Source organism: Micromonospora sp. NPDC047707 (assembly GCF_040704235.1).
Classification (GTDB): domain Bacteria; phylum Actinomycetota; class Actinomycetes; order Mycobacteriales; family Micromonosporaceae; genus Micromonospora.
In genome coordinates this window covers 122,772-136,967 of record NZ_JBEYSU010000003.1, presented here as the reverse complement: position 1 = coordinate 136,967, position 14,196 = coordinate 122,772, and the positions used below count along the sequence as shown (strand labels likewise).

Genomic DNA, 14,196 nt, shown 5'->3' with positions numbered 1-14,196 from the left:
AGCAACGATCGCCGACCGCGTGGCGGTCGCACACGGGGGTGTCGGGTGGTTCGGGCATGAACGAGCAGAGCGAGCGGATCACCAGGCTCAGCGCCCTGGTGCCTCAGGCCGCCACCGCGCGCGGCGGAGTGCCGGCATGAGCCGGGTCCTGGTGGTCAGCGTCGAACCGCCCTGGCCGGCGCAGCACGGCGGGCGTATCCGCACGGCCAGGGTGGCCGAGGCGCTGAGCCGTCACGTCGAGGTGCTGGTCACGTTCCCCGACCACGGCACCCGGCAGCCGGACCCGCCGGTCGAGACCCGCCCGCTGCCGTGGTCACCGCCGTCGGCGGTCCGCACCCGGGCGTCCGGCCGGCCCCACCTGGGCGGGCACTACATGGTGCCGGTCGCCGACTCCCTCGACGCGCTCTGCGCCGAGTTCCGGCCCGACGCCGTGTACTGGTCCCACTCCTACCTGGCGGCGTGGGCGCCCCCGGTGTCCCGGCAGGTGCCGCACATCGTCGAGTTCGCCAACATCGAGAGTCACCGTCTCCAGACCCTGGTGACGTCGGCCCAGGGTTGGCAGCGGATGGCCCGTCGCGCCGAGGCGACCAAGGCCGGTTTCTGGGAGCCCCGCGTCGCCGCCCGCGCCGCCCTCTGCGTCGCGCTCTCCCAGCCGGACCTGGACGTGCTGCGCGGGTGGACCCGTGACGTCGTCCTCGCCCCGAACGGGGTGGACCTCCAGCCCTACCACCCGTCGCCGCCGGACGGATACGTCCTCGCGCTGGCGTCGTACGACTACGAACCGAACGTGCTGGCGCTGCGGACGCTGGTGCGGGACATCTGGCCCCTCGTCCGCGCCGAGTCCCCCGACGCCCGGCTGGTCATCGCCGGCCGGCGGAGCGAGGCGTTGGCCCCGGAGTTCGACGGCGTCCCCGGGGTGACCGTCCTCGGCACCCTCGACGACGTGTCGGAGGCGTACGCCGGTGCCGCGGTGACCGTCGCGCCGGCCACCACCGGGGGCGGCTCGCAGCTCAAACTGACCGAGTCGATGTCCCGGGGCCGGTCGGTCGTGATGAGCCCGTTCGCCGCGCAGGGCCTTCCGGACGCCGTACGGGACGCCGACGCCTACTGGGTGGGCGACGGGCCGCACTCCTTCGCGAAGGCGGTCGTCGACGCGCTGCGGAACCTGCCGGCGCGCCACGCGCGGGAACACACCGGGTGGCAGCGCTGCGAGGCGCTCGGCTGGTCCCGGACGATCGGTCCGGTGGTCGGCTCCGTGGCCGGCCTCGCCGACCGGAAGGCGGCGTCGTGATCCGCCGCGTCCACCTCGTCGAGTCGGGCGGTCGGGGCGGGGTCTTCAACCACTCCGTCGAGGTCGCGGCCGGCCTGTCGGACCTCGGTGTGGACGTCGTCGTCCACACCGCCGACGACTGTGACCCGGCGCCCGCCTCGGTACACCTGTGCCGGTGCATCACCTGGCACCGTGCCTCCGCCAACCGGGTCGTCCGGCAGGCGAGGACGTCCGCGCGGTACGTCCTGCGGACGCTGCCGCACCTGCACCGGGCGATCGACGCGCGGGACGTCGTTCATATCCAGGGCATGTTCGCGTTGACCCCGGAACTGGTCTCGGTGGCCCGACGCCGCGCCGCGACCGTCGTCACCAGCCCGCACAACACGTTCGTCCGGTCGAACGCCCCCGGGGGCGGCCGCGCGCTCCGCAGCGCTCTCGAGGACGCCGACCGGGTGCTCGTCTACTCGGAGGCCGACCGGCAGAAGCTGCTTGACCGGGGGGTCGCGAACGTCGCCCGGGTTCCCCTGGTGCAGTGGACCCCGCCCCCGGCCCCGGCTCTCGTCGCGCGCTGGCGCGCCGAGCTGGCGCCGGACGGTGGCCGGCTCGCCCTTCTGCCCGGTCAGGTTCGCGCCGACAAGAATCCGGAGCTGTTCGTCCGGGCCTTGGCGGAGCTGCCCCACTGGCGGGGCGCGGTGGTGGGCGAGGACCTCGGGCCGGGCCGGCAGGTGGACACGCTGATCGCGCAGACCGGGGCGGCGGTGACGACCGACTACCGGTACCTGGACGTGGACGAGTTCACCGCGCTGGTCGCGGCGGCCGACGTCGTCGTCGCCCCGTACGAGATCGCCAGCCAGTCCGGCGTCCTGGCGGTGGCGGCCCGGCTCGGTGTGCCGACGGCCGTCGTGCCGTGCGGCGGTCTGGGCGAGCTCGCCACCGCTGTCGCCCGGGACACCAGCGTCGCGGCGGTACGGGACGCCGTCGTGGCCGCGTACGAGACCGGCGCGAAGCCGCTCGACACCGCGGACGCCGCGGACCGGTTCCTCCACGAGTACGCCGTCGCCCAGCAGAGCCGCACCGAGGCCCAGAAGTGAGGACCACCTTGTCCACGTTGACCGTCACGATGGTCTCCGTCTCGGACACCGCCGGTGGCGCCGAGGCGCACACCGTCGCGCTCGGGCAGGGGCTGCGGCAGCGTGGCCACGACGTCCTGCTGTACGGCCGGTGCCCGGGCTGGGAGGAGCACGGCCTCGACCGGCAGGAGATCGCGCTCGGCCCGAAGTGGTCGCGCCGGACGATGGCCACCGGCATCCTGCGGGTGCCCCTGGAGCGGCGGCGGACGCAGGAGATCGCCGACTCCTCGATGTACTACATGCAGTTCAAGCGGGAGCAGATCGCCCTGACGGCCCCGTTGTCCCGCCGTGCGCCGGTGATCTGGACCGAGCACGGGCGGTGGATGGGCGGCACCGCCGGCCGGCTGCTCCTCGCGGGTTACGCGCGCGCCGCCGAGCACGTCTCCCGGGTGGTCTGCGTCAGCGAGGCCGTGGCCGACGACCTCGCGCCGGTGGTCGGGCGGGACAAGCTCGTCGTGGTGCCCAACGCGATCGACACCCGGCGCTACGCCGCCCCGCCGGCCGCGACGCAGGCGGCTCTGCGGGAGCGGCTGCTCCCGAGCCGGTTCCAGGACCGACGGGTCGCGATCCTGGCCGCGCGGCTGCACGGGGCCAAACGTCACGACCGGGCGATCGCGGCGGCGCTGGCCAGCGGGAGCGTGCTGGTCGTGGTCGGCGACGGGCCGGACCGGGAGCGGCTTGAGCGGCTCAGCGACGGCAGCGCGGACGTGCACTTCACGGGTCACCGGGAGGACGTGCCCGACCTCCTCGCCGCCGCCGACTTCTACATCTACTGCGGCGCGGAGACCGACGGCACCCCGACCTGTGTCCTCGAGGCCGCCGCCGGGGGACTGCCGGTGGTGGCGTTCGACGGCGATCCCGGCACCGAGCTGGTGCCCCGGTGCGGTGGTCTGGTGATCGCGGATCCGGCGGAGCTGACGGCCGACCGGGTGGCGGCTCTGCTGGACCTGCGGGGCAGCGGCGTCGCGTACGTCGAGCAGCGGCACGGCCGCGAGACCTGGCTGGACGCGTACGAACAGATCTTCGGGGAGTGCCTCCGGTGACCTGGCCCGGACGGCCGACCGAGCCGGGGGACCAGGACACCATGGTGCTGCCGGTCGTCCCGGCCAGCCGCGGAACGACCGGCTGGGCGACCGGAACGACGGACCAGGACACCATGGTGCTGCCCGTCGTCCCGGCGGATCCGGGTCCGACCGGCGGGCCGGCCGACCCGGGGGACGGCTCGCGCTCGGCGCGCGGGCTCAGCATGGCCACGGCCGTCTCCCTCGGGCTCCGGCTGCTGGGCATGGTCGTGGGCATGGCGACCACGTCGGTGCTCGCCCGCTACCTCAACCCCGACGGGTACGGCCTCTTCGCCCTCGCACTCACCCTCGGCACGGCGGCGGCGCAGATCGCCGACATGGGCACCTCGATCACGGTGAGTTCCCGGATCGCCCGGGAGAAGGAGTCCGCCGGACGCATCCTGAGCACCGGGCTGGTCATCCGCACGTCGATGGCGCTGGCCGCGACCGTCGCGCTGCTCGTCGGGGCCACCCAGGGGCTGTTCGGGGAGTCCAGCGGGGTCGTCAGCGTCGTCGCGATCGCGACACCGCTGTCCGCGGCGTCCGTCCTCACCGCCGGGGCGACCGCGCGTTTCCGCCCCGAGGTGTCGGCCATCCTCGCTCTCGTGCAGGGCGTCCTCTGGCTGGTCGCGGTCGTCGTCATCGCGCAGACCGGGGGCGACCTGGTCCTGCTCGCCTGGTTCTTCGTCGCCGTCGTCACGGTGCAGACCGGTATCGGCGTGCTGATCAACCGGAGGCTGGTGCCCCTCGGCCGACCGTCCTGGGCGGAGGCGGGCCGGATCTTCGCGCTGAGCTGGCCGCTCGCGATCAGCTCGCTCGCGGTCATGGCCTACTACCGCCTCGGCTCGGTGATCCTGTTCCACCTTCAGGGCGCCGCCGAGGTGGGCTACTACTCCGCCGCCTACAAGTTCCTCGACGTCGCCCAGCTCGGGCCGGCGATGCTGGTGGCTCCGCTGCTGCCGATCGTGGCGACCAGCATGTCCATGGACGCCCACCGCCGAAGCCTGATCTTCAGCCTGGCGACCCGGACCGGGGTGGTGATCGGCGCCGGTACGGCGGTCCTGCTGATCGCGCTCGCCCCCGCCCTGGTCGCCTACCTCTACGGTGACGACTTCGGCCCGGCGGTCACGCCGCTGATGCTGCTCGCGGTGGCCTTCGTCGGCGTCACCCTCGGCTACGTGGGCACGACGATCTGTTCGGCGCTCGGCGTCGTCCGGCCGATCGCCGTGCTGACCGTCTCGGTGGCGGTGGTCAACCTCGCGGCCCAGTTCTGGGCGTGCGCCCGCTGGGGCGCGACGGGTGCGGCGGCGGTCGCCGCCGGCACCGAGCTGATCATCGGGGTCGCGACCTGCCTGCTGGCCGCCCGGGCGATGACGTCCCGGCTGCCCGTACGGGAGGTGGCGAGCGTGTTCGCGGCCGGGGCCGCCACGATCCTCGTGCTGTGGTTGGTCCGGCTCCCGTGGCCGGTCGAGGCGGCGCTGGCCGGTGCCGCGTTCGGTGCGGCGGTGCTGGTCTCGCGGGCGCTCACCATGGCGGACCTCAAGCGCGTGCTGTCCCGCAAGGCCCTCTGAGCCCGCCGGCGCCGCCGGTCACCAGGTGGCGCCGGTCCGCAGGTTCTGCCAGGTCAGGCCGGCGCACACCACCGGTCCGGTGCCGCACGACAGCCGGGCGTTCGTGTTGGTGGCCGAGCTGCCCTCGGCGCGGACGAGCCGGCTGACGTCGACGGCCAGGTCCAGCACGTACGACGTCACCGAGCCACCGGAGCCGACCGCCACCCCCTGCGCACCGGCGGCGGTGCGCAGGGTGTTGCCCCGCACCACCGCGGCGCCCGAGCCGCGCACCTTCGCCACCCCGCCGGTCGTGTCGTCGATGGTCACCCGCGACAACAGCAGCTCGGTGCGGGTGCTCAGGTCGACCAACCACGTCTTCCCCGCCGTCCGCACGTTGGTGAGGGCCACCCGGGGCAGGGTGTGGGTCGCTGCCGTGGCGGCGACCAGGCCACCCCCGCGGCCGGCGACACCCGTGTCCGACACGCTCGCCTGCCGGACCGCGGCGTTCGCCGCCCATCGGGGCAGCTCCAGCAGGAAGCTGTCGCCGGGCGACGCGGCGCTGACCGCCCGGACGGTCAGGTCGTCAACCGTGCCGGCGACCTGCACGACCGCGGCGCCGGCAGCCGACGCGGCGACGGTCAGCCGGTCCACCCGGAGGCGCTGGACCCTGGCGGTGGGGTCGACGCCCACGACCGGTCCGGCGCCGAGATGAGTGACGTCGACGTCCTCGACGGTCAGCTCGGCGACGGTCGCGGCGGTGATCGGCGCGACCCGCAGCACCGCCCCGTCCGCGCCCGGATCGGCGAACGTGACGCCCCGGACGTGGACGCGGCCGACGTTCGACCCGCTCACGTACACGACGTGTCGACCGGGGACGGTCGCCGCACTGACCTGTTCGACGACCAGGTCGTCGACCTGGCCGCCACTGGTACGCCATTCGGCGGTGTCGTCGCCGACCCAGACGACGTTGTTGCGGGCGCGGCCGGCGACGCCGCGGACGGTGGTGCGGGTCGCCGCGGTCTCCGGCGATCCGCCGAGCACCTTCACCAGCGCCGCGGCCGAGGTCACGTCGATGTCCTCGATGACCGTGTCGGTCACCGGCCCCCAGACGTCGTCGTAGGCCTGCCAGTCCCGGGGGGTGATGGCGACCGTGTCGTCACCCGTCGAGCCCCGGAGGGTGGCCACCGTGGTCCGTGCGGCCGGACCCTGGATGTGCACACCGTCGGACTGCACCTCGAACCGGATCCGGGTGACGGTGGCGTCGGTGACGTCACCGAGGGAGATGGCGTACTTGTCGCCGGAGGTCTTTACCGCCAGTCCTTTGAGCACGAGGTGGTCGACCCGCCGGAACCGCAGGGTGTGCAGGTCGGGGCCGATGCCGCCGACCCCGTCGGCGCGCACCCAGGTGCCACCGACCACGACGATGTTCCGGTCCCGGCCGCCGCCGGCGACCGCCTTGTTGGTGAGGAGGTTGCAGCCGCTACCCTTCGTCAGGGTGACGGTGCACTCCGACATCATCAGCGTGGTGCCGCTGTGCACCACCAGTGGGGCGCTGACCCGGTAGGCGGCGCCGCGGGGGCCCCGGACGAGGCCGCCCGCGCCGGCTCGGAGCGCGGCGTTGAGGGCGGCGGTGTCGTCGCCGCCGGACGGGGCGGGCAGCACGGTGCGCCTGGGTCGCGCGGAGTCGCCGGCCAGGACCAGGCCGCCGGCGACGGCGATCAGGCTGCGGCGGGTGATCATCTGCGGCTCCGGGGGTGATCGGCAACCTCGTCAGGAGGCCGTTGTGGCGCACCCGGCCAGAAACCGGAACACACGCCGCGGGAATCCTACTGAGCCGACCCGGCGGCGGGTGTGCCGGGCGAAACTTCCGGTAGCGCTCGCCGCCGCCGTGCCTGATACTGTGTGCCGCGACGGCCGCTGGCCGTGATGTTCGACCTACCACTAAGCACGACCGCTCTGGTCACAGGGTCGCCTCGGCTGTGGTCGTCCCGCGACTGTCACGGCAACCGGTTCGGTGTTGGTGTCAGTGGGTTCTCTGTCAGCCGAAGGCCGACGGGACCGGTCACGGGGCAAAGGCGGCGATGGGTTCCAGAGGAACGTCGACTGGTTCGGGCACCGACGCCGACCGCCAGTCCCCCCGTCGGCACGCCGCCGGACCGGAACACGGCGCTGTAGCGGGGCGCCGGGAGCGTCCGCTGTCCCGTACCCTCGGCCCCCTGGCCGCCGCCGCGCGGCACCCGGTCGGGTGGGCGTCCTACGCGGTCGCGTTGCTCTCCGCCGCGTACATCGCATGGGCCGTGCCGTCACCTGTCGGCATCGTCCTCGCGGTCGTGCTGCCTCTCCTCGTGCTTCGCCTTCCCGCGATGGGCATCGTGCTCGTGGCCGTGCTCGCCCAGGAGATCAAACCCAACGGGCGCTTCGGCGAGCTGACCACGCTGGGCCACCAGGTGTTCCTCAGCTCCGGGAAGGTCCCGGTCATTCTGCCGCTCGCGTTGACGGCGGCGCTCGCGGCCGTCGCCCGGTGGTGGCCTGTGGAGCGCCCTCGGCTCCGGTCCCTCGGCGGGTTGCTCCTCGGGTTGGCCGTGGCCCTCGTCGTCCTGGCCACCGGCAGCGGCCTGCTCCACGGGCAGTCGCCCCTCTCGGCCGTCAACCAGAACGCACGGCCCTTCGTCCTGCTGGTTCTCGGGCTGGTCGTCGGTGTGAGCCTGCGGTGGCTGCCGGACGACCGGAAGTCGCTGCCCCGAGTGGTCGGAGCAGCGCTGGTCGGTCTGCTCGTGGCGGCAGCGGTCGCCATCCCCCTCGGCGAGATCGCCGACGATCGGCTCAGCGCCTACTTCGTCTTCTACGACTCGGCGCTGCCGGCGGTCGCGGCGGCGGTGTTCCTGGGCATGCTGGGCGACACCGAATGGCGCTGGGACTGGCGGCACATGGCCGTGGCCGTCGCGGCGCCGCTGGTCATCGTCTTCAGCTTCCGCCGGAGCGTGTGGCTGGCGGCTCTGGTCGTGCTCCTCACCGTCCTCGTGGTCGCCTGGTCCCGATGGCGGCGGGTGTTCCAGCAGCTCGCGTTCGCGGGGTTCGTGGTGGCGGTGGTGGTGTTGTCGGCACCGGGTCTCGCTGCGGACGTCGGCCTCCGCAGCGTGGGAAGCTTCGACCTGGGCGGCAGCGAACCGGTCGCGAGCGGTCGCTGGGTCACTCCCAGCAGGCCGGCCCCCACCGGCGAGGCATCGGCGCCCGCGCAACCGCCCGCGACGAGCCGCCCGCCCGCGACGAGCCGCCCGCCCGCGACGAGCCGCCCGTCCGCGACCGGGGGACCGGCCGCGACCGGCGGACCGGCCGCGACCGGCGGACCCGCCGCGACCGGGGGTACCCGGCCGGCCCCGCCCAACCCGTCGGCGACACCCGGCCGGCCGTCACCGCCTCCGGGGCCGGGAAGTGCCGACCACCAGGCGGCATCGACGACCGGCCACATCAGCGATCTTCGCGTCGGGTGGGATCACGTACGGGAGAACCTCTGGACCGGCGTCGGCCCGCTCGCCCCGCAACTGAAGGGTCTGGTTGCCGACAAGGCCGAGCGGGTCTACGTGCACAACGAACTGCTCCAGAACTGGCTGCGGTACGGCCCGGTGGCACCGGTGCTCGTGGCCCTCTTCCTCACGGTCGCCGGCCTGTCGGGACTGGCCCGGCTCCGCGACCCCGCCAGCGATGTCGCTGTCCGGGCGGCGGCCGGGTTCTGCCTGATCGCACCGCTGTGTTTCATGACCGCCCCGTTCCTGTCCGAGACGAGCCGGTGGCCGCTCGTGATGGGCCTGGCGGCCGGGATCCTCGTCCCGCTCCTCCGGAACCCGGGCGAGCCGCATCGGCGGACCGGGCCGTCCGGCTCACCACCACCGTCGAGCAGGAACGGCCGTGCGGGACAGATCGCCGTCTGACGTCCGAAGAAGGGCAGCTCCATGACCGACACACCGCCCCGCGCGCTGCGGCTCGCCCTCTGGGCTCAGCGCCAGGCACACGTCGTCCCGGCGCCACTCCGCCGGCTGGGCGGGCGCACCCTGCGCCGACTCACCAGTTCCGACGCCGGCACGGCGGGCCCGAGCGAGGACTGGTCCGTCCCGCTGGTTCCCGGCGCAGCCGTCGGTGACCTGGAAACCCTCCGGCCGGTCGCCGGCGACTCGCGTCCGGCGTCTCCACGGCCCGCCGCCGCGTCCGCCGGCTCCCGGCGGGTGCGCTGTGCCATCGCCGCGAGCGTGCTCGACGTGGGGGGTGCGGAGGAGGTCGCGGCGTTCCTTGCCCGGCGGCTCCCCTCCCACAACTTCGAGACCGTGGTCGTCTACTCGGGAACGCGCCTGCCCGGCCAGGAGGGCGAGGGTGGGCGCCTCGCCCGGGCCCTCGCGGCCGAGGGGGTCGCGACCCAGCTGCTCACCCCCGTGGACGCCGCCGTGTGGATGCGGTCGTGGCAACCTGATGTGATCAGCGCGCACAACGCCGACGACTGGCTGCTCGACGTGGCCGCCGAACTCGGCGTTCCGTGGGTGGAGACGCTGCACGACATGCACCGCCTCTACCACCCCCACGCCTGGGAGCCGGAACGCCAGCGGGCACAGCGGATCTCCGCGCAGATCGCGGTGAGCGAGCTCGTCCGTCAGCAGTACCTCGCCCGCAACCCGGCCTATCCCGGTGACCGGGTGGTCACGGTGCCGAACGGTGTGGACGCCTCGCGCGTTCTCCTCGTGGACCGGGCGCAGGCCCGCGCCGCCCTCGGGCTGACGGACGAGTTCCTCTTCGTCTCGCTGGCGCGGTACTGCCTGCAGAAGAACACCTTCGGCCTGGTGACGGCCTTCGCCGAGGTGGCGGCCGAGCACCCGGAGGCGCACCTGTTGGTGGCCGGCCGCGCCAACGACGACCTGCTGTACTACGAGCAGACCCGGCAACTCGCCGCGTCCCTGCCGAGCGCCGACCGGATCCACCTGCGTGGCCACTGCGCCAACCCGCTGGCCCTGCTGGCCGCGGCGGACGCCTTCGTCTTCGACTCCTTCTTTGAGGGCTGGTCGCTGGCGTCGATGGAGGCCCTGGCGGCCGGCGTTCCCGTGGTGATGACCGACGTCGGTGGGGCCAGGGAGCAACTGGCGGACGGCCGGCGCGGGTACGTGGTCGCCAACCCCGCCGGCAAGGCCGAGCTGGTCGACTGGCCGGTGATCAACGACCTCCGGTACCGCCCGCAGGAGAACCGCGCCGAACTGGTCGCGGCGATGTCGTCGATGGTTCGTGAGCGTACGGCGTGGGCGGCCGCCCGCCAGCGCCTGCGCGACGAGGCGATCCGCCTCTTCTCGCCGGATGCGTCCCTGGCCGGACACGCGAACGTGTTGCGCGCCGTGGCGTTCGGTGAGCCCCTGCCGGCCCCGGTCCGGCAGTCCCACGTCGCGTAGCGGGAACAGCGGACGACCCCGGGCGCCTGTGGCGCCCGGGGTCGTCCCCTTTTCGTTCGGCTGTCGCGATGGTCGACCGGTCAGCGGCCGCCGCCGCGAAACACCTCGGCGACCGTACGCAGCACGACCTTGATGTCGAGCCAGAGCGACCAGTTCTCGATGTAGTAGTTGTCGAACCGAGCCCGGTCGGAGATCGGCGTGTCGCCGCGCAGGCCACTGACCTGCGCGAGCCCGGTGAGGCCGACCGGGACCCGGTGGCGTGCCGCGTACGTCGGGTACTCCGCGGAGAACTTCTCGACGAAGAACGGCCGCTCGGGCCGCGGCCCGACGACGCTCATGTCGCCACGCAGGATGTTCCACAGTTGGGGCAACTCGTCCAGCGAGGTGCGGCGCATGAACCGGCCGATCGGGCCGACCCGCTGGTCGTGGGCGATCGACCAGTTGGTCTGCGACTCCCGCTCGTCCACCGGACGCATCGACCGGAACTTGATGACCTTGAACGGCTTGCCGTACCGGCCGATCCGCTCCTGGTGGAAGAAGATGCCCGGACCGCCGTCGATGAAGGTGGCGATGGCGCAGAGCAACAGCACCGGGCTCAGCGCGAGCAGGGCGACCGCGGCGAACAGCACATCCGAGGCCCGCTTGATGGCCCACCGCGGTCCGGAGAGCGAGATGTCACCGATCTTGACGATCGGGATGGCCCCGATGTGGTCGGGGTATCCGCCGTGGGAGCGGGAACCCCACAGGCGCGGGACCGCCCACAGGTCGCAGCGGGAGCTGCGCGGCCGTAGCAGCGTCTCCATGAGGGGCGACTCGGGGCAGTCCGGGTCGGCGATGACCAGGACCTCGCACTTCAGCAGCCGGACAAGGTGTTCGAGGTCGTCCAGGGTGCCGCTGAGCGGAAGCGCACCCGTGCCCTGGCGCGACAGGGCGTCGACGCAGCCGACGAACCGCAGACCGTACTGGGGGTAGCGACGCAGCAGCCGGGCGAGCTCGAGACCGACGGGCCCGCTGCCGATGATGATGGCGTTGTGCTCCACCCACCGGCGCTTGCGGACGAGCTTGGTGAGCGACCGGCTGGCCGTCCGGCCGACGATCACCAGCCCCGCCGAGAGCGCGACGCCGCGCATGAACCCGCCGACGTACTCCACCGAGGAGTGCCGTTCCGCGGCGATGATGGCCACCACCGCCGCGGAGGCCAGCAGCCGCCCGCATATGCTCGGCAGCTCGTCGAGGATGCTCACGTGCCGGCGGGCCCGGTAGAGCCCGCCGGCTGCGAAGATGGCCACCGTGAGCACCGCGTTGGCCAGCGTCCCGCGCCAGTAGTTCTGGCTCAGCGCCAGCGGCGCGAGCAGCGCGGCGACGTCGATGGGAACCACCATCATCCACGCCCGCAGCCAGCGCGTGCGTGACGACGCCCGTGACCCGGCGTACGGCAGCACCGCGGTCGTGTCGAGACCGGCGCGATAGGCGGCCGCCTCCGGCTCGGTGGTCACCCCGGCGGCGGACAACCCGCGGAGGAAACCCTCGTCACCGGCACCGTCGTGGCGCGGTGCCACCGCTTGCTGCGACAGCCCGCCGAGGTGCGGCGGGTGCACGGAATGACTGGTCGCCGGTTGGCCTGACATGGTGGACCCTCCCCCGTGAAAGCCCTTGGCCACATGAACATGACTCAGAGGGCGACCGCAGGATACGACCGGGGCGGAGCGGCCACCATAGCCGGCAAGTCAGTTCACGTTCCTACTTTGCGGCGGACAGGATCTCCGGCACCGCGTCGCGACGGACCGCGTCGAAGAGCCGCTCGGCCTTGGGCAGGTCGGCCAGGACGACGCTCTCGTTGCCCATCCGGCCCGTCCCCTTCGTGGGGCAGGTGAAGAAGCCCAGGTTGCCGCTACGGAGATGGCGCATCTCCATCGCCAGGTCCAGCAGGGACATGGACTCGTCCACCGCCACCGCGTCGGCCGTGGCCTTCACGAACGAGTTCAGCTTGGTCGGGCTGGCCAGCGTGCCGCCGGACGCGGCCTTGTCCAGGATCGCCTTGATGACCTGCTGCTGATGCTTGATGCGGGTGAAGTCACCGTCGGCGAAGGCGTACCGCTCCCGCGCGTAGTCCAGCGCGGCGGCCCCGTCCATCGTCTGCTTGCCCGCGACGAACTCCCGCCGGCCGCCCGGGTTCAGCGAGTGCGTCGAGGTGAAGCCCTTGTCGACGGTGATCTCGATGCCGCCGAGGGCGTCGACGATCTCCTTGAAGCCGGCGAAGTCCACCATCGTGACGTGGTCGACCCGGACGCCGGTGAACTTCTCCACGGTCTGGACCATCAGCGGAATGCCACCCCACGCGTACGAGGCGTTGATCTTCGCGTCGCGACCGCCCCGACCCTGCGGCGACTGCGGCACACTCACCCAGGTGTCCCGCGGGATCGAGATGAGCTGGGCGCTCGACCGGTCCTTCGGCAGGTGGGCCAGGATGATCGTGTCGGCCCGGGAGCCGGAGCTGTTGTTCGGGTCGCGTGAGTCGCTGCCGAGGATCATGATGTTCATGGCGCCCTTGGCCACGACCTGCGGCCGGGACTCCTCCGGCACCCCCTCGAAGGCGTCGACACGTTCGATGCCGGACTCGACCGAGCGGAGGTACAACCCGCCCGCGATCATCCCGCCGCCACCGAGCAACGCCAGCACCAGAAAGGTGATCAGGGCGGCCCGCTGCCACCGGGGACGCCGTCGACGGGGCTTCCCGGTCGGCTCCGGTTCCCGATCGAAGTCGAGAATCTGGGTCTCGGGGTCCGCGTACAACTGGCGATCTGGCATGGCGTGATGCTACTGAGTCGGGCTCGCGACCGCGTACCCCCGTCCGGGCGCGGCGGGTGGCGTCATGAATGAAAACTTTCATCCCAACGGGCGGGCCACGGCTGGTAGAACGCTCCCGTGGATCGAATCAAGCTCCGTCGGGCCATCGCCCGCACCCGGCTCGCCCCCGTCGCCGCCTTCCCCAAGCGCCTCCGGACGGTCGCCCGCTACGACGCGAAGGTGCTGAGCACCTCGGCACGCTGGCTGGTCCAGTCCCGCGAGCATCACAACTACACGTACGACCTGACCCCGCTGAGCCGCAACCACCTCGCCTGGTTCGTCAGCGTCGTCTGCGACATCCCGGTCAAGCAGGTCCGCGCGTACCTCGACGAGATCGAGGCCGACGACAACCTGCGGCAGCACCTCCAGCAGGCGATCGCCGGCGCCGAGCGCCGCGGCCTCGCCGACAAGCAGATCCGGTACGCCCGCCGCATCGGCTGGTACGCGATCGTGCGCGCCGCCAAGCCGAAGCACATCGTGGAGACCGGCGTCGACAAGGGCCTGGGCAGCGTCGTGCTCGCCGCCGCCCTGCTGCGCAACGCCGCCGAGGGGCATCCCGGCCGGGTCACCTCGCTGGACATCAACCCCGAGGCCGGCTACCTGGCCAAGGTGGCGCCCTGGTCCGAGGTGGTGGACCTGGTGATCGGCGACTCGCTCGCCTCGATCGCCGCCCTGGACCGGCCGGTCGACCTCTTCCTCCACGACAGCGACCACAGCACCGCCCATGAGCGGCGCGAGTTCACCGCCGTCGAGCCGAAGCTCGCTCCCGGCGCCCTCCTGCTCACCGACAACGTGACGATCACCAACGTCCTCGCCGAGCACGCCGAGCGTACCGGCCGGAAGTTCCTCGCCTACCGTGAGACGCCCGCCAACCACTGGTACCCGGGGGACGGTATCGGCGTGGCATGGTAGGGC

10 protein-coding genes are annotated in these 14,196 nt (G+C 72.9%); 7 read left to right on the top strand and 3 right to left on the bottom strand.

Annotated elements, in window-relative coordinates; all coding sequences use genetic code 11:
* Positions 1 to 136: 136 nt before the first annotated feature.
* From AB0873_RS04605 to AB0873_RS04590, 4 genes are read left to right on the top strand one after another with little or no spacing between them, the layout of a single operon-like run.
* Positions 137 to 1,291 (top strand): glycosyltransferase family 4 protein, encoded by a 1,155-nt coding sequence (locus AB0873_RS04605; protein WP_366598408.1) that lies wholly within the window; start codon positions 137 to 139, stop codon positions 1,289 to 1,291.
* Complete coding sequence (locus AB0873_RS04600) at positions 1,288 to 2,361, top strand: glycosyltransferase (protein WP_366598407.1); 1,074 nt, start codon at positions 1,288 to 1,290, stop codon at positions 2,359 to 2,361. Before AB0873_RS04605 ends, AB0873_RS04600 begins: the two co-directional genes overlap by 4 nt.
* Positions 2,362 to 2,378: 17 nt before the next feature.
* Complete coding sequence (locus AB0873_RS04595) at positions 2,379 to 3,443, top strand: glycosyltransferase family 4 protein (protein WP_366598406.1); 1,065 nt, start codon at positions 2,379 to 2,381, stop codon at positions 3,441 to 3,443.
* The gene (locus AB0873_RS04590; RefSeq protein WP_366598405.1) at positions 3,440 to 5,032 is read left to right on the top strand and encodes a flippase; all 1,593 of its coding nucleotides are present in this window, start codon (positions 3,440 to 3,442) and stop codon (positions 5,030 to 5,032) included. Before AB0873_RS04595 ends, AB0873_RS04590 begins: the two co-directional genes overlap by 4 nt.
* Before the next feature lie 18 nt (positions 5,033 to 5,050).
* Here AB0873_RS04590 and AB0873_RS04585 read toward each other — a convergent pair whose 3' ends face one another.
* On the bottom strand, positions 5,051 to 6,751 hold the full coding sequence (locus AB0873_RS04585) for a hypothetical protein (protein ID WP_366598404.1): 1,701 nt from the start codon (positions 6,749 to 6,751) through the stop codon (positions 5,051 to 5,053).
* A 341-nt stretch (positions 6,752 to 7,092) separates the two neighbouring features.
* Between AB0873_RS04585 and AB0873_RS04580 the strand changes: the two genes are divergently transcribed.
* Positions 7,093 to 8,940, top strand: coding sequence for a hypothetical protein (locus tag AB0873_RS04580; protein ID WP_366598403.1), 1,848 nt, complete (start codon positions 7,093 to 7,095; stop codon positions 8,938 to 8,940).
* A gap of 21 nt (positions 8,941 to 8,961) precedes the next feature.
* Positions 8,962 to 10,434 carry a glycosyltransferase gene (locus AB0873_RS04575; protein ID WP_366598402.1) on the top strand — a complete coding sequence of 491 codons (1,473 nt, stop codon included), beginning with the start codon at positions 8,962 to 8,964 and terminating at the stop codon, positions 10,432 to 10,434.
* A gap of 80 nt (positions 10,435 to 10,514) precedes the next feature.
* Here AB0873_RS04575 and AB0873_RS04570 read toward each other — a convergent pair whose 3' ends face one another.
* Together AB0873_RS04570 and AB0873_RS04565 are read right to left on the bottom strand one after the other, a co-directional pair.
* Positions 10,515 to 12,062, bottom strand: a complete 1,548-nt coding sequence (locus AB0873_RS04570) for a sugar transferase (RefSeq protein WP_366598401.1) — start codon at positions 12,060 to 12,062, stop codon at positions 10,515 to 10,517.
* Between the two features lie 112 nt (positions 12,063 to 12,174).
* Entirely contained in the window at positions 12,175 to 13,086 is a 912-nt protein-coding gene (locus AB0873_RS04565) for an LCP family protein (protein ID WP_366598566.1), read from the bottom strand.
* Positions 13,087 to 13,359: 273 nt separating this feature from the next.
* On the opposite strand from AB0873_RS04565, the gene AB0873_RS04560 reads away from it, so the two are divergent.
* The gene (locus AB0873_RS04560; RefSeq protein ID WP_366598400.1) at positions 13,360 to 14,193 is read left to right on the top strand and encodes a class I SAM-dependent methyltransferase; all 834 of its coding nucleotides are present in this window, start codon (positions 13,360 to 13,362) and stop codon (positions 14,191 to 14,193) included.
* The last annotated feature ends 3 nt before the right edge of the window (positions 14,194 to 14,196 follow it).